The organism is Cellulosimicrobium cellulans (genome assembly GCF_016907755.1).
Lineage (GTDB): Bacteria > Actinomycetota > Actinomycetes > Actinomycetales > Cellulomonadaceae > Cellulosimicrobium > Cellulosimicrobium cellulans_D.
Window position 1 is genome coordinate 1792346 of the sequence record NZ_JAFBCN010000001.1, and the last position, 23505, is coordinate 1815850.

The 23505-nt window shown below is 74.3% G+C and carries 18 protein-coding genes and 1 riboswitch; of the genes, 13 read left to right on the forward strand and 5 right to left on the reverse strand.

The features are described from left to right. Positions 1–15: 15 nt before the first annotated feature. A complete protein-coding gene (locus tag JOE63_RS07715; protein WP_144425449.1) occupies positions 16–1107 on the reverse strand; it encodes a LacI family DNA-binding transcriptional regulator in 1092 nt (363 codons plus the stop codon). A gap of 347 nt (positions 1108–1454) precedes the next feature. Here JOE63_RS07715 and JOE63_RS07720 point away from each other — a divergent pair, with 347 nt between their 5' ends. The 6 genes from JOE63_RS07720 (at position 1455) to manA (ending at position 8467) form a co-directional block, all read left to right on the forward strand. Further along, on the forward strand, positions 1455–2747 hold the full coding sequence (locus tag JOE63_RS07720; protein ID WP_239576652.1) for an ABC transporter substrate-binding protein: 1293 nt from the start codon (positions 1455–1457) through the stop codon (positions 2745–2747). Between the two features lie 23 nt (positions 2748–2770). After that, entirely contained in the window at positions 2771–3742 is a 972-nt protein-coding gene (locus JOE63_RS07725) for a carbohydrate ABC transporter permease (protein ID WP_087471396.1), read from the forward strand. Next, positions 3742–4632 carry a carbohydrate ABC transporter permease gene (locus JOE63_RS07730; protein WP_087471397.1) on the forward strand — a complete coding sequence of 297 codons (891 nt, stop codon included), beginning with the start codon at positions 3742–3744 and terminating at the stop codon, positions 4630–4632. Before JOE63_RS07725 ends, JOE63_RS07730 begins: the two co-directional genes overlap by 1 nt. Positions 4633–4705: 73 nt before the next feature. Beyond that, complete coding sequence (locus JOE63_RS07735) at positions 4706–5785, forward strand: glycoside hydrolase family 130 protein (RefSeq protein ID WP_374059005.1); 1080 nt, start codon at positions 4706–4708, stop codon at positions 5783–5785. Beyond that, positions 5778–7295: a phosphomannomutase/phosphoglucomutase gene (locus JOE63_RS07740; protein ID WP_204540366.1), complete on the forward strand. Its 1518-nt coding sequence runs from the start codon at positions 5778–5780 to the stop codon at positions 7293–7295. The genes JOE63_RS07735 and JOE63_RS07740 overlap by 8 nt, the downstream gene beginning before the upstream one ends. 2 nt (positions 7296–7297) lie before the next feature. Continuing rightward, complete coding sequence (gene manA, locus JOE63_RS07745; RefSeq protein WP_204540369.1) at positions 7298–8467, forward strand: mannose-6-phosphate isomerase, class I; 1170 nt, start codon at positions 7298–7300, stop codon at positions 8465–8467. Between the two features lie 13 nt (positions 8468–8480). On the opposite strand, the gene JOE63_RS07750 is transcribed toward manA, so the two are convergent. Next, positions 8481–9104, reverse strand: coding sequence for a hypothetical protein (locus JOE63_RS07750; RefSeq protein ID WP_087471400.1), 624 nt, complete (start codon positions 9102–9104; stop codon positions 8481–8483). Positions 9105–9252: 148 nt separating this feature from the next. On the opposite strand from JOE63_RS07750, the gene purN reads away from it, so the two are divergent. Further along, positions 9253–9894 carry a phosphoribosylglycinamide formyltransferase gene (gene purN, locus JOE63_RS07755; protein ID WP_047233091.1) on the forward strand — a complete coding sequence of 214 codons (642 nt, stop codon included), beginning with the start codon at positions 9253–9255 and terminating at the stop codon, positions 9892–9894. Here the strand turns inward: purN and JOE63_RS07760 are convergent. Further along, entirely contained in the window at positions 9891–10481 is a 591-nt protein-coding gene (locus JOE63_RS07760) for an ArsR/SmtB family transcription factor (RefSeq protein WP_087471401.1), read from the reverse strand. The two genes, purN and JOE63_RS07760, sit on opposite strands and share 4 nt — an antisense overlap. Before the next feature lie 102 nt (positions 10482–10583). Between JOE63_RS07760 and JOE63_RS07765 the strand changes: the two genes are divergently transcribed. Continuing rightward, a complete protein-coding gene (locus JOE63_RS07765; RefSeq protein ID WP_204540371.1) occupies positions 10584–12008 on the forward strand; it encodes an MFS transporter in 1425 nt (474 codons plus the stop codon). A 3-nt stretch (positions 12009–12011) separates the two neighbouring features. Continuing rightward, a riboswitch (ZMP/ZTP riboswitch) is annotated at positions 12012–12100 on the forward strand. Positions 12101–12161: 61 nt separating this feature from the next. Next, positions 12162–13811: a bifunctional phosphoribosylaminoimidazolecarboxamide formyltransferase/IMP cyclohydrolase gene (gene purH / locus JOE63_RS07770; RefSeq protein WP_204540375.1), complete on the forward strand. Its 1650-nt coding sequence runs from the start codon at positions 12162–12164 to the stop codon at positions 13809–13811. 61 nt (positions 13812–13872) lie between these two features. Here the strand turns inward: purH and JOE63_RS07775 are convergent, their stop codons facing one another. Next, positions 13873–15249 carry an NAD(P)/FAD-dependent oxidoreductase gene (locus JOE63_RS07775; protein ID WP_204540378.1) on the reverse strand — a complete coding sequence of 459 codons (1377 nt, stop codon included), beginning with the start codon at positions 15247–15249 and terminating at the stop codon, positions 13873–13875. A gap of 54 nt (positions 15250–15303) precedes the next feature. On the opposite strand from JOE63_RS07775, the gene JOE63_RS21655 reads away from it, so the two are divergent. Then, a complete protein-coding gene (locus JOE63_RS21655) occupies positions 15304–15732 on the forward strand; it encodes a DUF3017 domain-containing protein (protein WP_087471405.1) in 429 nt (142 codons plus the stop codon). Positions 15733–15797: 65 nt separating this feature from the next. Here JOE63_RS21655 and JOE63_RS07785 read toward each other — a convergent pair whose 3' ends face one another. Beyond that, positions 15798–16871: an MIP/aquaporin family protein gene (locus JOE63_RS07785; protein ID WP_239576654.1), complete on the reverse strand. Its 1074-nt coding sequence runs from the start codon at positions 16869–16871 to the stop codon at positions 15798–15800. Positions 16872–17245: 374 nt separating this feature from the next. Between JOE63_RS07785 and JOE63_RS07790 the strand changes: the two genes are divergently transcribed. From JOE63_RS07790 to JOE63_RS07800, 3 genes are all read left to right on the forward strand, one after another. Next, on the forward strand, positions 17246–18463 hold the full coding sequence (locus JOE63_RS07790) for an NADP-dependent isocitrate dehydrogenase (RefSeq protein WP_047234064.1): 1218 nt from the start codon (positions 17246–17248) through the stop codon (positions 18461–18463). A gap of 138 nt (positions 18464–18601) precedes the next feature. Further along, positions 18602–19588: a malate dehydrogenase gene (locus JOE63_RS07795; protein ID WP_204540384.1), complete on the forward strand. Its 987-nt coding sequence runs from the start codon at positions 18602–18604 to the stop codon at positions 19586–19588. A 154-nt stretch (positions 19589–19742) separates the two neighbouring features. Further along, complete coding sequence (locus JOE63_RS07800; protein WP_204540387.1) at positions 19743–23408, forward strand: ATP-binding cassette domain-containing protein; 3666 nt, start codon at positions 19743–19745, stop codon at positions 23406–23408. Positions 23409–23505 lie beyond the last annotated feature (97 nt).

Below are 23505 nucleotides of genomic sequence, written 5' to 3' on the forward strand. Positions count from 1 at the left end.
CCACCGGCGCCCGTCTCAGGACGGGCGCCGGTGCCGCGTCGGCCCGGTGCTGCCCCGCACGACGAACTCGACGGACGGCAACCGGATCTCCGGCGGTTCCTTCCCCTCGACGAGCGCCACCAGCGTCTGGGCCGCGGCCGTGCCCCAGGCGACCACGTTCTGCCGGACCGTCGTCAGCGGCGGCACGATGTACGGGGCGAGCGGGATGTCGTCGAACCCGACGACCGAGAGGTCCTCCGGGACACGGATGCCGCGGTCGGTGGCCGCGGAGATCCCGGCGATCGCCATGAGGTCGTTGCCGTAGACGATCGCGCTCGGGGGCCGCGGCAGGTCGAGGAGCTCGTGCGTCGCGCGCGCGCCGGAGCTGCCCGTGAAGTCGGCGGTCACGACGGGGCCCACGGGCAGACCGAGCTCGTCGAGCGTGTCCTCCCAGGCTCGGCGCCGCGCCTCGGTGTGGACGTAGCCCGGCACACCCATGACGTGGCCGATGTGCCGGTGGCCGAGCGAGTGCAGGTGGTGGACCGCGCGGCGGACCCCGGCTGCGTCGTCCATCCCGATGACGACGTCCGCCTCGGTGTCCGCTTCCTCGGGCGCGACGACGACGACGCTCAGCCCGAGCGCGCCGACGTCCCGGGGGCGGGTGTCCCCGGCCCGGACGTCGGTGAGGAACACGCCGTCGACGCGCGACTCGCGCGCGAGCCGCTCGTAGGCGTCGCGCTCGCCGTGCTGGTCCTTGACCACCTGGAGGACCAGCGAGTAGTTCTGCTCGGACAGGCCGATCTCGACGCCCGCCATGAAGAGCGGGAAGAAGGGGTCGGTGCTGAGGAGCTCGGGCTCCCGCCGGATCACGAGGCCCACGGCCTGCGTGCGCGACCGGGAGAGAGCGCGCGCACGGGCGCTGGGCTGCCAGCCGAGGTCGTCGGCAGCGCGCAGGATGCGCTCGCGTGCGGCTGCGCTGACGCCGGGTCGGTTGTTGAACACGAACGAGACGGCGCTCTTCGAGACCCCGGCGCGGGCCGCGACGTCACCGATCGTCACGCGCTTGGCGCCGACCGTCCGGGTGGTCCGGTCGCCGGGGGTGAGGGTCGAGTGCTCCGCTGCGTTCACCTCGTCAGGATAGCGCACGGTTTGACCCGCTGTTTAGTAGTCGTCGCGCACACTCTCGTCGGGACGGGCGTCGACCGCACCGCGGCTGAGAGGCGCGCTGAACGGTGCAAGTCCAGGCATCCGCGGGGATCTCCCGCGGGCAGGTGCCCGCCGTGACTGCTTGCGCCGCCCGGAACTCCGCGCGATCTTGACGCGCCTTGTTCAAACCGGTTTAATCATCGCGTCGACGCCGTCAGGACGGCGGCGTCGGCGGGCCGCCGTGCGGGGGACCGAGGGGCGGGGGCCAGAGCGACGAGCGGGTGACGAGCCCGGATGAGGAGTTGGGCGCAATGAAGCGTGGCGCACGGATGACAGCGCTGGCGACGACGGCTGCGGTGGTCTTGCCGCTCGCGGCGTGCGGATCGGGCGGCGACGGCGGTACCGGCGGGTCAGACGGAGGTCTCACGAGCGGACCGATCGACGTCTGGTACTCGACCAACGAGCAGGAGGTCGCCTGGGGCGAGCAGGTGGTCGAGGCGTGGAACGCCGAGCACCCGGACGAGAAGGTGAGCGCACAGGCGATCCCCGCGGGAAGCTCGTCCGAGGACGTCATCGCCGCCTCGATCACGGCGGGGAACACGCCGTGCCTCGTGTTCAACACGGCCCCGGCCGCCGTGCCCGCGTTCCAGAAGCAGGGTGGCCTGGTGAACCTGTCGACGACGTTCGACGACGCGGAGGAGTACGTCACGGGTCGTTCGGGCGCCGCGGCGGACGGGTTCCGCAGCGCCGACGGGGACCTGTACCAGCTTCCCTGGAAGACGAACCCCTTCATGCTGTACTACAACAAGGACGTGTTCGCGGCCGCCGGCCTGGACGCCGAGGACCCGCAGCTCGAGACGTACGACGACGTGCTCGCGGCGGCGCAGGCGATCAAGGACGCCGGGGCGGCCGACTTCGCGATCTATCCGCCGGCGACCGCGGACTACACGAACGTCAACTTCGACTTCTACCCGTTCTTCCTCGCCAACTCCGGCGGCACGCAGCTCATCGAGGACGGTCAGGCGACGTTCACGAGCGACGCGGGCCTGGAGACTCTCGGCTTCTGGCAGACGCTCTACGCGGAGGGCTTCTCGTCCGCGGAGGCGTACAGCGGGGACATGTGGGCCGGTCCGTTCGCCGACGGTGTCGCCGCCATGGGCGTCGCCGGCCCGTGGGGCAAGGGGCAGTTCGACGGCAAGGTGGACTTCGGCGTCGTCCCGCTCCCGACCGCCGACGGCGTGCCCGCCGACGGGACGTCGACGTTCGCGGACTCGAAGAACGTCGGCCTCTACTCCTCGTGCAAGAACCAGCAGACCGCGTGGGACTTCCTCAAGTTCGCGACGAACGACGAGAACGACCTCGCGCTCCTCGAGATCACCGGCCAGTTCCCGACCCGCACGGACGTGCCCGAGCTCGCGGCCGACTTCCTGGCGGAGAACACCTTCTTCGAGCCGTTCGCGGCGTCCGTGCCGCTCGCCGTCGACGTCCCGACGGTGGACGGGCTCGCCGAGAAGATGCAGGTCTTCCGCGACGCGTGGAGCGGGTCCGTGCAGTCGGGGTCCGGCGACCTCGAGACGACGTTCGGCGAGGCCGCGGCGACGATCGACGGCCTGGCGGGCTGAGCCCAGGACGAGGCGAAGCACTCATGGTCACCCTTCACGACGAGGACGTGCAGCCGTCCGCGCGGGCCACGGCGCTCCGTGGCCCGCGCCAGGACCGGCCGCGACCCCGCGGCCGGCGACTCCAGCGCTGGCTCGGGGAGAACCCCCTCGGCATCCTTCTCAGCGCCCCGTACGTGGCGTTCGTCGTCGTGGTGTTCCTCGTGCCGTTCGGATTCGGCGTGTGGATGTCGTTCCACGACTTCTTCTTCACGGCACCCGGCGTGCAGGTCCCGCACCCCTTCGTCGGCCTCGACAACTTCCGGCAGGTCCTCGCGGACCCGGCGGTGCGTCAGGCGTTCGGCAACCTCGCGGTGTTCGGCCTCATCAACGTGCCGCTCACGGTGGTGCTCGGGCTCCTCCTCTCGTCGGGCCTCGATGCCGTCGTGCACTGGAAGGGCTTCTTCCGGGTCTCGTACTACGTCCCGTACGTCACGGCGTCCGTCGCGACGCTCGCGGTGTGGATCTTCATGTTCAACGGCAACGGGGTCGTGAACAGGCTCCTGGGGAGCCTCGCGCCGGAGCCGACCTGGCTCGCGAACCCGAGCCTGATCATGCCCCTGATCGCGGTCTACGTGACGTGGAAGAACCTCGGGTTCTACGTCCTGCTCTACCTCGCCGCGCTGCAGAACGTGCCGAAGGAGCTGCACGAGGCGGCAGCGATGGACGGCGCCGGGCCCTGGCGCCGGTTCCGGGCCGTCACGCTCCCTGCCGTGCGGCCGGTGACCTCGCTCGTGGTGCTGCTCTCCGTCATCACCACCGGACAGATCTTCACCGAGCCGTACCTCCTCACCGGGGGAGGACCGAACGGCGCCTCGATGACCCCGGCGCTGCTCATGTACCAGAAGGGCATCCAGCAGGGGCAGCCCGACATCGCCGCGGCGGTCGGCATGATCCTCGTGCTCGCGGTCATGCTCCTGTCGCTGGCCTCGCGCCGTCTCACGGAGAGGAAGGGCTGATGGCCTCCACGACCTCGACCACGCGGCGGGACACGACCCGGGCCCGCGGCTCCGGCGGAGGCCGGCTGCTACGCGTGCTCCGCTTCGCGGTGCTGCTGCTCGGTGCGTTCCTCGCGCTCGTGCCGTTCTACTACATGCTCCTCGGGGCGCTGCAGAGGGAGCGGGACACGAGCGTCCTGGGCCTGCTCCCGCTGCCACGGAACCTCACCCTCGACAACTTCGTGGGGGTCAACGAGTCGATCGACCTCGCCCGGTCGCTGCTCAACTCGTTGATCATGACCGCGGGCGTCGTGGGCTGCACGCTCGTGTTCGGGCTGCTCGTCGGGTACGCGCTGTCGGTGCTGTCCTTCCGCGGCCAGGGGCTCGTGTTCGCGCTCGTCCTGCTCGTCCAGGCGATCCCGTTCCAGCTGCTCATGATCCCGCTCTACGTCATGGTCGTGCGGTACTTCGACCTCGCGGACAACTACCTCGGCATGATCCTGCCGTTCGCCGTGAACTCGGTCGCCGTCCTGATCTTCCGGCAGTACTTCCTCCAGATCCCGCGCGACGTGTTCGACGCGGCGCGCATCGACGGCGCGAGCGAGCTGCGGATCCTGCGGTCGATCGCCGTGCCGCTGGTCCGCCCGGCGGTCCTCACCGCGATGCTCGTGACGTTCATCGGTCCGTGGAACGAGTTCCTGTGGCCGTTCCTCGTGACGAAGGACGCGTCGATGCAGCCGCTCGCGGTGAGCCTCGCCAACTTCTCGCAGGCGAACTCGTCGTTCCAGGCGAACCCGATGGGCGCGGTCCTGGCGGGCGCGTGCGTGCTCGCGGTGCCCGCCGTCGTCCTGTTCCTGCTGTTCCAGCGGCACTTCACGTCCGCGAACCTCGGCTCGGCCGTCAAGGGCTGACCCGTCACCGTGCGGGGCGGCGCGAGACCGCGCCGGCCCCGCCCCGACCTCTCAAGGCTAGGAAATGACCCAGGTGAACCACTCTCAGTCCCTCGTGACGGTCCCGTACGCCCTGCGTCGTCTCGGGACGATCATGTCGCCCCTGCCCGGGGAGCCCCTCGAGGTCGAGGGCGTGCTCAACCCCGGCACCGCGTGGGGGCCGGACGGCACGCTGTACCTCTACCCCCGCCTCGTGGCCGAGGGGAACGTCTCGCGCATCGGTCGGGCGCGCGTCGTCCTCGAGGACGGGGTGCCCGTGGGCGTGGAGCGGCTCGGGGTGGTGCTCGCCCCCGACGAGGGCTGGGAGCACGGGCGGCAGAACGCGGGGGTCGAGGACCCCCGGATCACGTTCGTCGAGCCCCTGGACCTCCACGTCATGACCTACGTCGCGTACGGGCCGCTGGGCCCGAAGCCCGCGCTGGCCGTCTCCCGGGACACCGTGTCGTGGCGCCGGCTCGGGCCCTTGCGGTTCGCCTACCAGCCCGAGCTGGACACCGACCTCAACCTCTTCCCCAACAAGGACGTGGTGTTCTTCCCCGAGGCCGTCCCGGGTCCCGACGGCCGACCCGCGCTCGCGCTGCTGCACCGGCCGATGTGGGACCTCGACTGGCTCCGCCCCGGCGAGGGGGCTCGTCCGCCGGCCGGGGTCGACGACCCGCGGCCGTCGATCTGGATCGGCTACGTCGACCTCGAGGCCGTGACGCGCGACCTCGGAGCGCTCACGCACGTCGAGAGCTCTGCGCCGGTCGCCACGCCGGAGATGGCGTACGAGTCGTCGAAGATCGGTGGTGGCCCGGCACCCCTGCGCGTTCCCGAGGGCTGGCTCGTCCTCCACCACGGAGTGACGGGCGCCGACTTCTCCGGCTTCGCCCTGGCTCACGGTGCTCGGTACACGGCGGGCGCGATGATCCTGGACCCCGTCGACCCGCGCCGGGTGCTGGCCCGGACGCCCGAGCCGCTGCTCGTCCCGGAGACCGCCGCAGAGCTGGAGGGCACGCTCGGCAACGTCGTGTTCCCCACGGCCGTCGAGGAGATCCAGGGACGCCGGTTCGTCTTCTACGGCATGGCCGACTCCCGGATCGGTGTCGCCGAGCTCGTGCGTCTCGATGGTTGAGGGCCGGGCCGCGGACCTCACCGCGCACGAGGCGCTCCGGCGCGTCGTCAAGGCGTACGACGTGCGCGGTGTCGTCCCTGACGAGCTGAACGACGACGTCGTGCGCGCGCTGGGCGCGGCCTTCGTGGAGACGGTCGTCCGGCCGGGCGCCGACGGGGTGCGTCGGGTCGTGGTGGCCCGTGACATGCGCGAGAGCGGCCCCGGGCTGCTGGCCGCGTTCGTCGACGGCGCCCGGGAGGCCGGCGCGCACGTGCTCGACGCCGGTCTGTGCTCGACCGACGAGCTCTACCTCGCGTCGGGTCTCCTCGACGCCGCCGGCGCGATGTTCACCGCGAGCCACAACCCCGCCCGGTACAACGGCATCAAGCTGTGCCTGTCCGGGGCACGCCCGGTCGGCCTGGACACCGGCCTGCGCACCGTCCGGGACCGGGCCGAGGAGCTCCTCGCGGGCGATCCCGTCGACGCCGGGCCGCGCGGCGGCCACGAGGCCGTCGACGTCCTGCGCTCCTACGCCGAGCGCCTGCGCTCGCTCGTCGACCTGTCCGGCGGCCGCCGGCTGCGCGTGGTCGTCGACGCCGGCAACGGCATGGCAGGGCTCACGGTCCCGGCCGTCCTCGGGATGGCAGCGGGCCTGCCGCCGCTCCCGCTCGGGATCGTCCCGCTGTTCTTCGAGCTCGACGGGTCGTTCCCGCACCACGAGGCCAACCCGCTCGTGCCGGCGAACACGGTGGTGCTCCAGGCGGAGGTCGTGCGTCGGCGTGCGGACCTCGGGCTGGCGTTCGACGGCGACGCCGACAGGTGCTTCGTCGTCGACGAGCGGGGCCGGAGGGTGGACCCCTCGGTGCTCACGACGCTCGTCGGGCTCCGCGAGGCACGCCGGGTGCGGGGCGAGGGCGGCGTGCCGGTCGTGCTGCACAACGCGATCACGTCGCGCGCGGTGCCCGAGATCCTGGGCGCCGAAGGGGTGCGGACGGTTCGCACGCGCGTGGGCCACTCGTTCATCAAGGCGCTCATGGCGTCCGAGGATGCCGTCTTCGGGGGCGAGCACAGCGGGCACTTCTACTTCCGTGACTTCCTCGGCGCCGACTCGGGCCTCCTGGCCGCGATGCACGTCCTTGCCGCGCTCTCGGAGCAGGACCGCCCGCTCTCGGAGCTGGTCGCTGGCCTCGACCCGTACGTGCGCTCGGGGGAGGTCGACGTCGCCGTGGCGGACCCGGAGACCGCGACGGCCGCGGTGCTCGACGTCCTCGGGGAGGCCTACGGCGCCGCGTCGCTCGACGTCGACGAGCTCGACGGCATGACCGTCCGCCGCTGGTACGGCGACGACCCGTGGTGGCTCAACCTGCGGGCGTCGAACACCGAGCCCGTCCTGCGGCTGAACGTCGAGGCCGCCGACGTCGGGACGATGCGCGCGGTGCGTGACCGTGTCCTCGACGCGCTCGCGAAGATGCCCGCAGAGGGCGGCGGGCCGCCGAGCGGCGGCGCGACGGTCGGGGGAGGGCGGCGCTGACGATGTACCTCCTCGACAACCCCGTGCGCCGCTACCCGTGGGGCTCGACCACGCTCGTGCAGCAGCTCCTCGGCCGTCCCGTCGACGGTCGTCCCGTCGCCGAGGTCTGGATGGGAGCCCACCCCGACGACCCGTCCACCGCCGACGGTGGTGGACGCCGGGTCGCTCTCGACGCGCTCGTGGCGTCCCAGCCCGAGGCGATGCTGGGACCCCGCGTGCTGGCCGGGTCCGGCCCGCGCCTGCCGTTCCTCGCCAAGATCCTCGCCGCCGCCCGCGCGCTGTCGGTCCAGGTGCACCCGACGACCGCCCAGGCCGAGGCGGGCTTCACCGCCGAGGACGAGCGCGGCGTCCCGCGCACCGACCCGGTGCGGACGTACCGGGACCGCTCCGCCAAGCCGGAGATCGTGTACGCCCTCACGCCCTTCGAGCTCCTCAGCGGGCTCCGGGAGCCGGAGCAGGCGGCGAAGCTCGTCGCCGAGCTCGAGGTGCCCGCGCTCGACCCCCTCGTCGTGCTGCTGCGTGAGCAGCCCGTCGACGCCCACCGGGGCGCGCTCACGTGGCTCCTCGGCCAGCGGGGGAGCGCGGCGCCGTGGGTCGAGACCGTCGCCGAGACCGCGCGTGACGCCGTGGGTGCCCGGCCCGAGCTGGCCGTCGTGCACGACCTCGCGCAGGAGTTCCCCGGCGACCCCGGGCTCCTCGCTCCGCTCCTGCTGAACCACGAGCGGCTCGAGCCCGGCCAGGCCCTCTACACCGCCCCCGGGACGCTGCACGCCTACCTGCGGGGCATGGCCGTCGAGGTGATGGCGGCGTCCGACAACGTCCTGCGTGCCGGCCTGACGACGAAGCACGTGGACGTGGCGGAGCTGCTGGCGATCACGGACTTCACACCGCGGCTCACCGGCTTCTTGCGTCCGGTGCGCGTGGTGCCGGGCGTCGTGGACTACGTCGCGCCGGCCGCCGACCTGGGCCTGCGCGTCGCCACCCCGCGGGCCGGGGACGAGCTGCCGGGGCCGGAGGACGGCCCGCGGATCGTCGTGTGCGTCGAGGGAGAGGTGCGCGTCGTCGCGGCGGACGCGCGACGCCTCCTGCCCGGCGACTCCGTCTTCGTCCCGCACGTGGACGGACCGCTCGTCGTGTCAGGGCACGGGACGGCCGTCGTGGCGCGGGCCTGAGGTCAGGCCGTCGTCACGACGACGCGGGTGCGGGGGTGGGGAACCAGCGTGCGAACTTCTCCTCCAGCGCGTGGGTGCGCTCGACGTCGCAGCGCTTCTCCGCCGAGACCGTGATCGCGCCGTCGAGGCACTGCTGGTGCGCCAGCGCGACGTCCCACGTGACGAGCGTCGAGACCATCTGCAGCGCGAGCATCGCGGAGAGCCCGACCCCGATGCCCAGCGCCGGGACGAGCGCGCCGCGCACCCGCGCCCGCCAGACGGCCACGAGCGCGCGGATGCCCACGACGATCGCCCCGAGCGCGAGCGCGAGGCTCACGGCCTGCCACGGGAACGGCATGGTGCTCACGACGATCACGGAGAGCAGGAGCAGGCCGAAGTGCAGCACGCGCCGGGTCGCCTGCCGTGCGAGCTCGGGGTCAGGTTCCGCCGGCTCGGGCGGCGCCGGAGGCCTGCCGGCGGCGGGCGCGTGCGGGGCCGGCCACCCCGGCGGGGGCGGGGGGAGCGGGGCATCCGGGGTCGGGCCGGCGCCGGGCGGGACCGGTGCGTCCGGACGCGCGCCCTCCTCCGGCGGCTGCGGCGGCTCGGGTCGAGGCTGCTGCGGCGCGTCGGGACGGGGCGGTGCGTACGGGTTGCCCACGGGCAGCTCCTCGGTCGGTCGGGCGGCTCGCGGTACATTCTCCCATCGGAGACCGGGTGCCCGGGAGGGCCCCCGCCCCCGCCCCGCCGAGCCCGACGCTCGAGCCACCCTGAGCCGCCCGAGCCACCCCGAACCCCGCAGGAGCACCGTGCAGACGCCGTCCGGCCACCCCGTCGAGTCCACCTCCGCCGCCCGCGTCGTCGTCCTCGTCTCGGGCGCGGGCAGCAACCTCGCCGCGATCCTCGCCGCGCACGACGACGCCGCCTACGGGGCGCGCGTCGTGGGCGTCGTGTCGGACAAGGCCGACGCGGGCGGTCTCGACCTCGCCCGCGAGGCCGGGATCGCCGCCGTCGTCGTGGCGCCGGGGGACTTCGACGACCGGGCCGCGTGGAACGAGGCGGTCGCGCAGGCGGTCGACGTGTTCCGTCCGGACCTCGTGGTGCTCGCCGGCTTCATGCGCATCCTCGGCCCGGCGTTCGTCGGGCGCTTCGCGGGCCGCACGATCAACACGCACCCCGCGCTCCTGCCGTCGTTCCCGGGCGCGCACGGCGTGCGGGACGCGCTCGCGTACGGGGTGCGTGTCACGGGGTGCACCGTCCACGTGGTCGACGACGGCGTCGACACCGGGCCGATCATCGCCCAGGTCGCCGTCCCGGTCGAGGACGGCGACGACGAGTCGTCGCTCCACGAGCGCATCAAGGTCGCGGAGCGTGCGCTGCTCGTCGAGACGGTCGGCCGCGTCGCGCGCGAGGGCCTGCGTGTCGAGGGCCGTCGGGCCCTGCTGGGCTAGGCGCCGGGGTCCTCCGCGTCCTCGCCGGTGGCCTCGTCCGCGGGCGGGAGGTCGCGCGGCGCGAGGACGGCGAGGGCCTGGTAGGTCTGGCGACGCTCGTGAGGCGCCGCGCGCCCCTCCTCGAGCGAGCGCGCGGTCCAGCGCTCGAGCAGCTCCGCGAGCTCGCGGGACATCGTCGCCGCCTGGTCGGCGGTGAGCACGAGCGTGCTGAGGGCGAGGATCCGGTCCTCCCGACCCCCGGTCTCGCTCCCGCGCCGGAACGTCTCCTCGGCCCAGGCCAGGGCCGGGCGCACCACGTGGCGGACGGCGTCGGGCGTCCCCGGCTCGACGGCGTAGCTCTGCGCCACGTTCTTCCACACCCGGTCGCGGCGGTCGCGCGCGTGCTCGGGCGCCTCGACGATCATCCCGGCCTTGGCGAGCACGCGCAGGTGGAAGCTCACGGAGTTCGCGGGCTCGCCGGTGGCCTGGGCGAGGTCGGCGGCACGCGCGTGCCCGAGGACGGCGAGCTCCACGAGGATGCGCTGCCGCAGCGGGTGCGCGATCGCTCGCAGCGCCGCGGGGTCCTGGACGCGGAAGGTCTCGAGCACAGGCCGAGGCTAGCAACGCCCGGGACCGCGCACGCGGAGGTGCACACGAACAAGTGCGCAACGACTATTGCGCAAGTGGAGTTGCGCACCTAGGTTCGTGCCATGACGAACCCGCCTGCCGCCTCGGTCGAGGACCACCCGCCCACCGGCCCGTCGTCGACGGCGGCTGTCCCCGCCCCCGCCGTCCCGGACGCCGAACCGCCGGACGCCTTCTCGCCGGTCGCCGCGCCCGGCGGTGCCGTCCCGTCGTCGCTCCTGCGCAACCGGTCGTACATGCTGCTCATGACGGGGATGACCGCGGAGTCGCTCGGCGCGGGCGTCGCGCTCTTCGCCGTGCCGCTCGTCGCCTACGGGATCACGGGCTCGGTCGTGCAGGCGGGCGTCGTCGCCGCCGTCGGTCAGCTCGGGGCGCTCCTGGCGACGCTGCCGGCCGGGGTCGTCGCGGACCGGGTCGACCGGCGGCGGCTCATCACCGTGTCCGCGAGCGTCGGCGCGGTGCTGTGGGCGACCGTCGCGCTCGCCGCGGGGCTCGGGTCGCTCACCGCCTGGCACCTCGCGGCGGTGCTCTTCGGGGCGTCGGTCGTCGGGGCGCTCGTCGACCCGGCCACGAGCGGGGCGTTCCGCTCGGTGGTGCCCGTGCCGCAGCTGCCGACGGCGCTCGCGGCCGTGCAGGGCCGCGACGCCGTCGCGAGCCTCCTGGCCGGACCCCTCGGCGGGGTGCTGTACGCCGTCGCGCACGCCGTCCCGCTCGCCGGCGCCGCGATCGGGCACCTTGCCACCGCCGTCTGCACGTGGCTCGTGCGCGAGCCGCTCAACGGCGACGTCGCCGCGGCGCGCGCGACCCGCCCCGCGGAGGCGCTGCGCGAGGGTCTCCGGTTCGTGTGGTCCGTGCCGCTGTTCCGCGCGCTGCTCGGCCTGTTCGTCGTCATCAACGTCGCGTTCGGCGGGCTCATGGTCGGGATCAACCTCGAGCTCGTGCGCACGGGCACGGCGCCGCTCCTCATCGGCCTCGTCGACCTCGCGGTGGGCCTAGGCGTGCTCGTCGGCGCGGTCCTCGCGCCCCGGCTCGTCGCGCGGATCCGGGCCGGCGCCCTCGTGGTCGGCGCGCTCGGCACGCTGGCGGCGGGCGCCGTCGCGATGGCCGCGCTCAACACGTACGTCGGGTACGTCGTCCTGCTCCCACCCGCGCTCCTGCCGGTCCCCGCGGCGAACGCGTGCCTGTCCGGGTACGCGGCCGCGATCACGCCGCCGCAGCTCCAGGGGCGGCTGGCGTCCGTCCTGGGGCTCACCGGCCTCGCCGCCGGGCCGCTCGTGCCGCTCGTCGGGAGCGGGCTCCTCGAGCGGTTCGGGCTCGGCACCGCGCTCGTGGTGCTCGCGGGACTCCTCGTCGTCACCGTCGCGGTCCTCAGCACGGTCCGGTCGCTCTGGCGGGTCGGCACGCCCGACACCTGGGCCGACGACGCGGCCGCCCTCGCCGCATCGGGCGTCGTGCCGGGCGAGCCCGTGCCCGCCGGCCCGGGCCGGTAGACTCGTCCCGGCCGCGACTGGCGAGGGTGGGAACGACCACCGGGGAGCGGCCGGATCTACCTGCTGGAGCGTCGACCGCCTGGGCGCCTGGGTTCTGCCACTCGCGTCGGCGTCCGTCGACGCGGCGACCGCGACCCAGAGGAGCCCCTCGTCATGTCCCACCCGGCCCCGCACGTGCCTTCCGCCCCCGACGTCCAGCTCGCCGACGACGCGCAGCGCCCCGTGCGGCGCGCGCTCCTGAGCGTCTACGAGAAGACGGGCCTCGTCGAGCTCGCCACCGCGCTCCACGCGGCAGGCGTGGAGCTGGTCTCCACCGGCTCCACCGCGTCGACGATCGCCGCCGCGGGCGTGCCCGTGACGAAGGTCGAGGACCTCACCGGGTTCCCCGAGTGCCTCGAGGGCCGCGTCAAGACGCTCCACCCGCGCGTGCACGCCGGGATCCTCGCGGACTCCCGCAAGGCCGACCACCTCGCACAGCTCGACGAGCTCGGCATCGCGCCGTTCGAGCTCGTCGTCGTCAACCTCTACCCGTTCGCCGCCACCGTCGCGTCGGGTGCCGGGCCGGACGAGGTCGTCGAGCAGATCGACATCGGTGGCCCCTCGATGGTCCGCGCGGCCGCGAAGAACCACCCGAGCGTCGCCGTCGTCGTCGACCCGGCCCGGTACGACGACGTCGTCGCGGCCGTGCGGGACGGCGGGTTCACCTTCGCCCAGCGCAAGCGCCTCGCGGCGCAGGCGTTCGCGCACACCGCGCAGTACGACGTCGCCGTCGCGTCGTGGTTCGCGTCGTCGTACGCGCCCGACGGCCCGGCCTTCCCCGCGTTCACGGGCGCCACCTGGGAGCGGGCCGACGTCCTGCGCTACGGCGAGAACCCGCACCAGCAGGCCGCGCTGTACACGCACTGGCGCGGCGGGCTCGCCACGGCGACCCAGGTGCAGGGCAAGGCGATGAGCTACAACAACTACGTGGACGCCGACGCCGCGCGCCGGGCCGCGTACGACCACACCGGCCCTGCCGTCGCCGTCGTCAAGCACAACAACCCGTGCGGCGTCGCGACCGACGACGACATCGCGGCCGCCTACCGCAAGGCGCACGCGACCGACCCGGTGTCCGCGTACGGCGGCGTGGTGGCGGCGAACCGTGTGGTGACCAAGGAGCTCGCCGAGGCGCTCAAGCCGGTGTTCACGGAGGTCGTCGTGGCACCGGGCTACGAGGACGGCGCGCTCGAGATCTTCGCGTCGAAGAAGAACCTGCGCGTCCTCGTGCTCCCGGAGGGCGCGCAGAGCGACCCGGTCGAGTTCCGTCCGATCTCGGGTGGGCTGCTCGTCCAGACGATCGACCACATCGACGGCGTCGTGACCGCCGAGGACGGCACCGTCACCGGCGGCGACGACCCGCAGCACTGGACGCTCGTCACCGGCGAGGCCGCCGACGACGCGACGATCGCGGACCTCGCGTTCGCGTGGCGCGCGATCCGCGCCGCGAAGTCGAACGCGATCCTCCTCGCGCGCGACGGGGCCGCCGTCGGCGTCGGGATGGGGCAGGTCAACCGCGTCGACTCGTGCCGCCTCGCGGTCGAGCGCGCCAACACCCTCGCCGACGGCGAGGAGCGTGCGCGCGGCGCCGTCGCGGCGTCCGACGCGTTCTTCCCCTTCGCCGACGGCCTGCAGATCCTGCTCGACGCGGGCGTGCGCGCGGTCGTCGCGCCGGGAGGGTCGATCCGCGACGCCGAGGTGATCGAGGCGGCGCAGGCGGCGGGCGTGACGATGTACTTCACGGGCACGCGCCACTTCGCGCACTGACACGACCCTGCTCGACGGCCCCGCTGGTCTCCGGACCGGCGGGGCCGTCGCGCACCGGGCGTCAGACCAGGGCGTCGCGGAGGCGGCGGGTCGGGTCGAGCGCGACGTCGAGGTCGACGCGGAGGTGGCCCGTGCGGTTCATCGCCTTGCGGACCGGGCCGACGTCGCGCGGCGAGTCGACGAGGAGGACCGCGCGGACCTCGGTGACCCGGCGCCCCGTGCCGCCGTCCGCCGTCGTGCCGACGTCCGAGGGAGCGCCGGAGGCCGCCCCCGGGGCGAGGTAGAACGCGGCCCAGCCCTCGTGGCCCCCGGTGCCGCCGGACGGGTCGCCCCGGAACAGGACGTCGTCGCCCTCGGTGGGCACACCGAACAGGGCGACGTCGTGCCCGAGCTGCTGGGAGAACACGTAGGGGGCGTGCCCGGGACCGTCGGGCTCGTCGCCGAGCAGCGCGGCGACGGTCGCGTCCGGGTCGTGGAGGGCGGCGGACCAGTGGCCGCCGGGCACCGCGCCGAGCAGCGGGTGCTCGCGCGTCGCGCAGTCGCCGACGGCCCAGAGCCCGTCCAGCCCGGGCACGGCGCCGGTGGCGTCCACGGGCACGCTGCCGCGCACGTCGCGCGGGACCGCGCCGTCGAGCCAGTCCGTCGCGGGGCGGGCGCCGACGGCGGCGAGCACGAGGTCGGCCGGCAGCTCGCGCCCGTCGGCGAGCCGGACGCCGTCGGGCCGGACCTCCGCGACGGCGGCCCCGGTCACGAGCTCGGCGCCCGCGGCCGCGTACCAGGGCGCGAGGTGCGCGCCGACGGCCGGTCCGAGCTGGCGCCGGAGCGGGGCCGGCGCGGCCTCGAGGACCGTGACGTGCGCACCCGCGCCGGCCGCGACCCCCGCCAGCTCGGCACCGATCCAGCCGGCGCCGACGATCACGAGGCGGAGCCCGGGCCGCAGCGCGCCGCGCAGGGCCTTCGCGTCCTGCGCGGTGTGCAGGAGACGGGCGTGCGCCCAGCCGTCGGGCCGCACGGGCGTGGAGCCGACCGCGAGCACGACGGCGTCGGCGGAGCGGCGCTCGCCCGACCGGGTCGTGACCTCCCACGCGCCGCCCCCGGGCGTCGAGCGACGCTCCAGCCGCGCCGCCGGGTCAGCGAGGCGGACCTCGTCGGCGAGGGCCTCGACGTCCACGCCCAGGTCCTCGGCCAGCCACGCGGGGCTCGGGCGGCTCAGGAGCTCCTTCGACAGCGGCGGCCGGTCGTACGGAGGAACGCCCTCCGCACCGAGGAGCGTCACGCGCCCCGTGAAACCCCGACGCCGGAGCGCGCTGACCGTCTGGGCGCCGGCGAGCCCCGCACCCACGACGACGACCGACCCGGGCGCCTCCGGGGTCGCCGCGGGAGGGGACGCGCGGTGCGCGGCGGGTGGTGGGAGGACCGGCGGCTCAGCGGACGACATGCACCTCACGCTAGGTCACGACGGTAGGCTTCCGGACGTGGAAGGTGCAGCAGCGTGACCGACGTCACCGCGGACGGGGGGACGCGGCACCGGCCGCCGGCCACGCTCGTGCCGGCGTGGCACCACGTCGACGACGAGCCGGGAGACGGGGAGCCACCGGCGGGGGCGCGACCCGACGACGAGACCCAGCCGCCGGTCCCGGAACCGCCCGCGAGCCTCGCCCCGTCGCGCCAGCCGGCGATGTGGCTCGTGCTCGCCGGCGTCGCGGTCTCGACGCTCGTCGCGGTGCTCGTCGGCGCGCGCGCCGGCTGCTTCACGCTCGCCGGGCTGCTCGCCGTGGCCGGGGTGTGCCGCGCCGCCGTCCCGGGCCCGGGTCCCGTGGGGATCACCGTGCGCTCGCGCGGGCTGGACGTCTTCTTCTTCCTCGCGCCCGCCGTCGTGATGGCGTTCCTCGCGCTGACCCTCGACCAGGGCGAGATCTGATCCCTGCGGACGACGACGGGCCCGGACCGCGGTCGCGGTCCGGGCCCGTCGGGACGTGCGGGACGTCAGGCCTTGGGGGCCTCGTCCGTGCCGGGGGTCTTGTCCGTCGCGGGTGCCTCGGGCTCGTCCACCTCGACGACCTCGACGACCTCCTCGACCGCGACGACGTCGCCGTTCTCGTCCGTGACGACGACCTCCTCCTCGACCACGGCGGCGACGGCGCCGGCACCGGTCGCGCCGGCCGCCGCGGAGTACGCCGGGGCCTCGGCCTCGGACAGCGTGACGACCTGGTCCTCGCCGAGGAGGTCGTCCTGCTTCGGGGCGAACGCGAAGGCGCGGTAGAACAGACCCGCGATCGCGGCGCCGAGGAGCGGCGCGACCCAGAAGACCCACTGCTGCTTCCACAGGTCGCCGTCGCCGGCGAAGACCGCCGAGGCCATCGAGCGGGCCGGGTTGAGCGACGCGTTGGTGATCGGCGCGGCGACGATGATGAGCGCGGTCAGCGTGAGACCGATGACGACCGGCGCGTACTGGACGCTCGCGCGCTTGTCGGTGACGCCGAGGATCACGCCCACGAACACGGCGGTGACGATCGTCTCGATGAGCAGCGCCTGCACGAGGCCGAACTCCGTGCCGCCCTGCGACGCCGTCGCGAGCGAGGAGAAGCTGCCGTACCCGTTGGCGGTCGCGACGAACACGCCGCCCCGGCCGTCCTGGCCCAGGAGCTGCGGGAGCGTCGAGGGCACGGTCGCGAGCAGGACGAGCCCGGCGAGGATCGCGCCCACGAGCTGGGCGACCCAGTACGGCAGGACGTCGCGCCACGCGGTGCGGCCGCCGATCGCGGCGCCGAGCGTCACCGCCGGGTTGAAGTGGCCGCCGGACACGTTGCCCACGGCCGCGGCGCCCGCGATCACCGCGATGCCGCCGGCGAGGCCGACGGCCAGGGCGTTCTGCTGGCTGACGAACGTGTAGAGCGCCACACCCACGATCGCGAGGACGAGGAAGAACGTGCCGAAGACCTCGGCGCCGAGGCGCGCGAGGAGGCTGGGCTGGACGACGGCGACGGTCTCCGTCGGCGCGGGGCGCGGGTCGTCGACGAAGCCCTCCGGTGCGCCGGGAGCGGTGGTGTCCTGGGACATGATCATCCTGTCTGGTTCGGTGGGTACTTTCGGGCAGTCCCGGCCCGGCCGCCACGGTGCGGCACCGGGAGGCGGTCGGGACGACGGCACGATGCCTGACCGAGTGCCCGGCCATTCCGGCATCTGGGGGCATCTTGCCACCACCACCCGGGAGATGCGTGGAAATCAGCGGTGCTCCACCTGAGAACGGACGGCCTGTCTCACGATGCGGTCGGTTCGCCGGGAACCGCGAAAGTATCTTGACGTCGAGAAGTCGAGTACCCTGGACCGCGGTCAGCAACGCCCCTGTGTGCGACGGACCGGGCCCCACGGGCCGCACGGTCGCCGTCCGGCTCCCGGGGGCACCAGTCCCCGACAGTTGGAGCGATCTGCGCATGGGCAAGATCAAGGTCGTCAACCCGGTCGTCGAGCTCGACGGCGACGAGATGACGCGCATCATCTGGCAGTTCATCAAGGACCGCCTCATCCACCCGTACCTCGACGTGGACCTCAAGTACTACGACCTGTCGATCCAGAACCGCGACGCGACGGACGACCAGGTCACCGTGGACGCGGCGAACGCGATCAAGCAGTACAACGTGGGCGTCAAGTGCGCGACGATCACGCCCGACGAGGCGCGCGTCGAGGAGTTCGGCCTCAAGAAGATGTGGGTCTCGCCCAACGGCACGATCCGCAACATCCTCGGTGGCGTCGTCTTCCGCGAGCCCATCATCATCTCGAACATCCCGCGCCTCGTGCCGGGCTGGAACAAGCCGATCATCATCGGCCGTCACGCCCACGGCGACCAGTACAAGTCGACGAACTTCAAGGTCCCCGGCCCCGGCAAGATCACGATGACGTTCGAGCCGGCCGACGGCTCCGAGCCGCAGAAGTTCGAGGTCGTGACCATGCCCGAGGAGGGCGGCGTCGCGATGGGCATGTACAACTTCAACGAGTCGATCCGCGACTTCGCGCGCGCCTCGTTCGCGTACGGCCTCCAGCGCGAGTACCCCGTGTACCTCTCGACGAAGAACACGATCCTCAAGGCCTACGACGGCGCCTTCAAGGACATCTTCCAGGAGGTGTTCGACGCCGAGTTCGCCGAGGCGTTCGCCGCGAAGGGCCTCACCTACGAGCACCGCCTCATCGACGACATGGTCGCCTCGGCCATGAAGTGGGAGGGCGGCTACGTCTGGGCCTGCAAGAACTACGACGGCGACGTCCAGTCCGACACCGTCGCGCAGGGCTTCGGCTCGCTCGGCCTCATGACGTCGGTCCTCATGACCCCGGACGGCCAGACCGTCGAGGCCGAGGCCGCGCACGGCACCGTGACCCGTCACTACCGCCAGCACCAGCAGGGCAAGCCGACGTCGACCAACCCGATCGCGTCGATCTTCGCCTGGACCCGCGGCCTCATGCACCGCGGCAAGCTGGACGGCACGCCCGAGGTCACCGAGTTCGCGCAGACCCTCGAGGACGTCGTCATCAAGACCGTCGAGGCCGGCCAGATGACGAAGGACCTCGCGCTCCTCGTCGGCCCGGACCAGGAGTGGCTGACGACCGAGGACTTCCTCGCCGCGCTCGACGAGAACCTCAAGGCGCGCCTGGGCTGATCGCCCTCAGCACGCCCGACGGCGGCGCCCCCCCCTTCGCAAGGGGGCGTCGCCGTTCGTCGTTCCTGCGCCCGCCCACCCGCCGCGGCCGGGATCGCGTCGCGCTCCGAGGTGGTCGCGTTGTGGGAGAGTGAGCGCATGACTTCCCCCGTGAACGTGACGGTGACCGGCGCGGCCGGTCAGATCGGCTACGCACTGCTCTTCCGTATCGCGTCGGGCCAGATGCTCGGCCCCGACACCCCCGTGCGCCTGCGCCTCCTGGAGATCCCGCAGGGCGTCAAGGCCGCCGAGGGCACCGCGATGGAGCTCGACGACTGCGCCTTCCCGCTGCTCGCGGGCATCGACATCTTCGACGACCCGACCGCCGCGTTCGAGGGGACGAACGTCGCGCTGCTCGTGGGCGCGCGCCCGCGCGGTCCGGGCATGGAGCGTGGCGACCTGCTCGAGGCCAACGGTGGCATCTTCAAGCCGCAGGGCCAGGCGATCAACGCGGGCGCGGCGGACGACGTCCGCGTCCTCGTCGTCGGCAACCCGGCGAACACGAACGCGCTCATCGCGGCGTCGAACGCGCCGGACGTGCCGAAGGACCGGTTCACCGCGATGACGCGCCTGGACCACAACCGCGCGCTGACGCAGGTGGCCAAGAAGGCGGGCGTGCCGGTGTCGGAGGTGCGCAAGGTGACGATCTGGGGCAACCACTCGGCGACGCAGTACCCGGACGTCTTCCAGGCGGACGTCGCAGGGACCCCGGGCGCGCGGCTCGCGGAGGACCGCGAGTGGCTCGAGAGAACGTTCATCCCGACGGTCGCCAAGCGGGGCGCGGCGATCATCGACGCGCGCGGCGCGTCGTCGGCGGCGTCGGCAGCCAACGCCGCGATCGACCACGTGCGCGACTGGGTCCACGGCACGCCGGAGGGCGACTGGACGAGCGCGGGTGTCGTGTCCGACGGGTCGTACGGGGTCCCGTCGGGCCTCATCTCGTCGTTCCCGGTGGTCTCCCGCGGCGGGTCGTGGGTGATCGTCCAGGGCGTCGAGCTGTCGGAGTTCTCGCGCGGGCGCGTCGACGCGTCGGTCGCGGAGCTCCAGGAGGAGCGGCAGGCCGTGGAGCAGCTCGGGCTCGTCTGAGCCGGGCTCCGGTCCCGTGGTTCGAGCACGGACCGCGGGACCAGGGACGGTCCGGGGGCCGGACTGGAGCGACGGAGCGGGGGGCCCGGAGGCGGGCGGCCGAGCGGAAAATCGCTGCGCCTGCGGGGGTGCGACGCCGTAGGGTCGACGGGCCATGATCGACGCCACCCTGCCGACCGAGCAGCCCCCGAACCCCCCGACCACCCCGAACCCCACCCCGGCGGCGGGTGCGTCGCGCGCGCCCGTCGACCCCGCCCGCCGCCTGGACTGGCGGCGGCTGCGCGGGCCGCTGGCCGCCGTCGCGCTCGTCGCGCTCACGCTCGGAGCGGTCGGTGCCGCGCTCGGGACCGTCATCGCGGGCTGGCTCGCGGACGACCCGACGACGGCGACGCTCCAGCTCCTCGCGGTGTGCGTCGTCGGCGCCGCGCTGCTCGACACCGCGGGCCAGGTCGTGTGGGCGGGCGTCGTGGACCGGGCCGAGGGTCGCCTGCGCGGCGACCTGCTCACGGCCGCCCTGCACCAGCCGCTCGCCACGCTCACGGAGCAGGCGGTCGGCGAGGTGCTCGACCGCGTCGACGACGACACGCACGCGGTCGGCACGCTGGTGCGCCGCCAGCTCTGGGGCGTGGGCCGCACGGTCGTCGGCGTCCTCCCGATGTGGGTCGTCGCGGGCCTGACCTGGTGGCCGGCCTGGATCCTCTTCCCGGTGCTGGGCGCCGTCGCCGCGGTGATCGTGCGTCCCATGCTGGGCGAGATCGCGCGCCGCAAGGTGATCGAGGAGGCCGCGTGGACGGACCACGCCGCGGCGTTCGAGGAGTCGGTCGCGGCGCGGGACGACCTGCGCACGAGCCTCGGTCAGTCGTTCGCGGTGCGGCGTCTGGCCGAGCGCTCGGCCCAGGTGCACCGGAAGTTCCAGGCCGTGCTCGTGATCGAGTCGCGCATGCTGCGGCGTGCCGGGCTCGTCCTCGCGTCGCTGCTCGCGGGCGTGGCCGTCGCGGGTGCCGCGCTCGCCGCGGACGGCGACCTGGGCGTCGACCGCCTCGTCACCCTGTTCCTCGTGACGGCGATGTTCGTCGGGCAGGTGGACAACCTGGTCCACCACCTGCCGGACATCCAGGAGGGCATCGGGGCGCTCACGCGCATCCGGCAGATGCTCGCCGTCGAGCCCGAGCCCGCGGGCGGGAGGGCGCTGCCCGACGGGCCCGTGGGGATCGAGCTGCGCGACCTCCACTTCTCGTACGCCGAGGGCACCTTCGCGCTCGACGGCGTGAGCCTGCGGGTGCCCGCGGGCGAGACGGTCGCGCTCGTGGGGCGGACAGGGTCGGGCAAGTCGACCCTGGCGTCGCTGCTGTCGCGCGCGGTGGAGCCGCCGCGCGGCGCGGTGCTCGTCGGCGGCGTGGACGTGCGCGACCTGGACCTGCAGGCGCTGCGCGCCGCGGTGGGGGTCGTGACGCAGCGGACCGAGATCCTCGCGGGCACGCTCGCCGAGAACGTCGCGCTCTTCGCCGACGTGCCGCGCGCCGACGTCGAGGCCGCCGTGCGCGAGCTCCGGCTCGACGACTGGGTCGCGGGACTCCCCGACGGCCTCGACACGCTGCTCGGCCCGGGCGGGACGTCGCTCTCGGCGGGGGAGGAGCAGCTCGTCGCGTTCGCCCGCCTGCTCGTCCGCGACGTGCAGGTCGTCGTGCTCGACGAGGCGACCGCGCGCATGGACCCGCTCACGGAGGCGCGCGTCGTCGCGGCCTCGGAGCGGCTGCTCGCCGGGCGCACGGGCGTGCTCGTCGCGCACCGACTGACGACGATCGAGCGCGCCGGGCTGCTCGCCGTCCTCGACCACGGGCGGGTCGTGCAGCAGGGTGATCGGGCGGCGCTCGCCCGCGTCGCGGGCCCGTACCGCGACCTTCTCGCGGCGAGCGTCGCCGAGGAGGCCGCGACGGGCGCCGTCGGCGCGCACCCCGGTGCGGGCGAGGCCCTGCTCGACGGCGACGGCGACGGCGCGCGCGTCGCGTCCCCCGGGCCGGGCGCGCCGGGCGCCTCCGGCGACGCCGGCGACGCCGGCGACGTGGACGCGGACCGCGCGGGGGAGTCCGTCGGAGGTCGCCGACGGCGGGGCGAGCCGCCGGTCCTCGCGGACCCCGGTGACGGGCCCAGCCTCGCGCGCGGGGTGCTGCACGCGCTGTTCGTGCGCCCCGCGTGGGGCGTCGTGGGCGCCCTGCTCTTCCTCGTGACGAGTCTGGTCTCGGCGCAGGGCGCCGTCACGGGCTTCCTGTGGGGCCGCGCGGTGCAGGACCTGGACGAGGGCTTCCCCGCCCAGCTCCTCGTCCCGCTCGCGGTGCTCCTCGTCGTCGCGCCGCTGTGCCTCGCCTGGGCGCTGTACGTCTACCCGCGCTGGTGGATCGAGGTGCTGCTGCGCGTGCGCATGGCCGTCATGGCCGGCCAGACGCGTCAGCACCGGCTCACCGCGACGCCCCCGGGCGAGGTGGTCGCGCGCGCCATGGACGCCGACCGCTTCGTCCGGTACGCGGACCGATGGGTCGACTTCGTCAACGGCCTCGTCATCGCGGGGGTCACGGCGCTGCTCAGCGGGTCGTGGCTCGCGGGCGCGGTCCTGCTCGCGGTGATGGTCGTCTCGGCGGCGGCGTCCGCGCTCGGGCGCCCGATCGCCGGCCGGTCCGCCACGCGGTCGTCGGCGGCGCGCGCCCGGTTCGGCCGTGCGCTCGTCTCGGCGCTCGACTCGGCACGCACGGTCAAGCTCGCCGCCCGGACGCCGCAGGTGCACGCGCACCTGCGCGACGTCGACGGGGGACGCGTGCGGGCCGCGATCTTCGAGCACCGGGTGCAGGCCGCGCTCGACGGCGTCCCGCTCGTCATGATCCAGCTCGGCGTCGTGGCGGCGTGGGCCGGGCTGCTCGCCGGCACGTGGGACCTCGCGACCGCGCTCCTGGTCGCCAACGCGGTGACCGGCTTCGGCTGGTTCGGCGTGGTCGCGGGCGCGGTCGTGACGGAGGCGCCCGGCACGCGCTCGTGGCAGCGCGCCACGAGCCGGTTCGCCGCGGGCACGGACCTCATGGACCTGCCGCCCGGCGTCGACCTCCTCACGGGCGAGGCCCCCGTGCCGGACCCGGGTCCGCGCCAGACGCTCGAGCGGCTCGAGCTGGCCGACGTCACCGCGCTGCACGACGACGGCACGATCGGCGTCCAGGGCGTCGACCTCGCGGTGCGCCGCGGCGAGCTCGTCCTCCTGCTCGGGCAGGTCGGGGCGGGCAAGTCGAGCCTGCTCTCGGCGCTGTCGGGCCTCATGGAGCACACGGGGCACATCCGGTGGAACGGGACCGACGTCGTCGACGCCCAGACGTTCCTGCGCCCGGGGCAGGTCGCCCACGTGGCGCAGGTCCCGCGCGTGCTCTCGGGGTCGTTCGCCGACAACGTGCGCCTCGGGCACGAGCGCGACGTGCAGGGCCCGGTCGCGGCCGCGCGCCTGGAGCGCGACGTCGTCGAGGCCGGGGGCCACGAGGCCCTGGTGGGGCACCGCGGCGTCCGGCTCTCGGGCGGCCAGGTGCAGCGGCTCGCCCTCGCGCGGGCGCTCGCGACCGACGCCGAGCTCCTCCTGGCCGACGACGTCTCGAGCGCGCTCGACGCGGCGACCGAGATCGAGCTGTGGACCTCGCTCCGGGAGCGCGGGACCACGGTGATCGGCGCGACGTCGAAGCGTGCGGCGCTCGCGCGGGCGGACCGCGTCGTCGTGCTCGACGAGGGCCGCGTCGCCGAGGTCGGGCCGTGGCGCGACCTGGCACCGCGCTGGGGTCACCTGGCGGGCTGACCTCCTCTCCCGTCGAACCCGGGGTCGCTCCTCACCGGACGTGTTCCGTGAGGAGCGACCCCGGGTTCGTCTCCGGACGTCGCGCGCGAGGCGTTCG

Coding starts and splice junctions, on each gene's coding strand:
- JOE63_RS07775 (WP_204540378.1), bottom strand. CDS start 15,249: ATGTCGTCCGCTGAGCCGCCGGTCCTCCCACCACCCGCCGCGCACCGC.
- JOE63_RS07740 (WP_204540366.1), top strand. CDS start 5,778: ATGGTTGAGGGCCGGGCCGCGGACCTCACCGCGCACGAGGCGCTCCGG.
- purH (WP_204540375.1), top strand. CDS start 12,162: ATGTCCCACCCGGCCCCGCACGTGCCTTCCGCCCCCGACGTCCAGCTC.
- JOE63_RS07720 (WP_239576652.1), top strand. CDS start 1,455: ATGACAGCGCTGGCGACGACGGCTGCGGTGGTCTTGCCGCTCGCGGCG.
- JOE63_RS07765 (WP_204540371.1), top strand. CDS start 10,584: ATGACGAACCCGCCTGCCGCCTCGGTCGAGGACCACCCGCCCACCGGC.
- JOE63_RS07785 (WP_239576654.1), bottom strand. CDS start 16,871: ATGTCCCAGGACACCACCGCTCCCGGCGCACCGGAGGGCTTCGTCGAC.
- JOE63_RS07730 (WP_087471397.1), top strand. CDS start 3,742: ATGGCCTCCACGACCTCGACCACGCGGCGGGACACGACCCGGGCCCGC.
- JOE63_RS07790 (WP_047234064.1), top strand. CDS start 17,246: ATGGGCAAGATCAAGGTCGTCAACCCGGTCGTCGAGCTCGACGGCGAC.
- JOE63_RS07800 (WP_204540387.1), top strand. CDS start 19,743: ATGATCGACGCCACCCTGCCGACCGAGCAGCCCCCGAACCCCCCGACC.
- JOE63_RS07725 (WP_087471396.1), top strand. CDS start 2,771: ATGGTCACCCTTCACGACGAGGACGTGCAGCCGTCCGCGCGGGCCACG.
- JOE63_RS07795 (WP_204540384.1), top strand. CDS start 18,602: ATGACTTCCCCCGTGAACGTGACGGTGACCGGCGCGGCCGGTCAGATC.
- manA (WP_204540369.1), top strand. CDS start 7,298: ATGTACCTCCTCGACAACCCCGTGCGCCGCTACCCGTGGGGCTCGACC.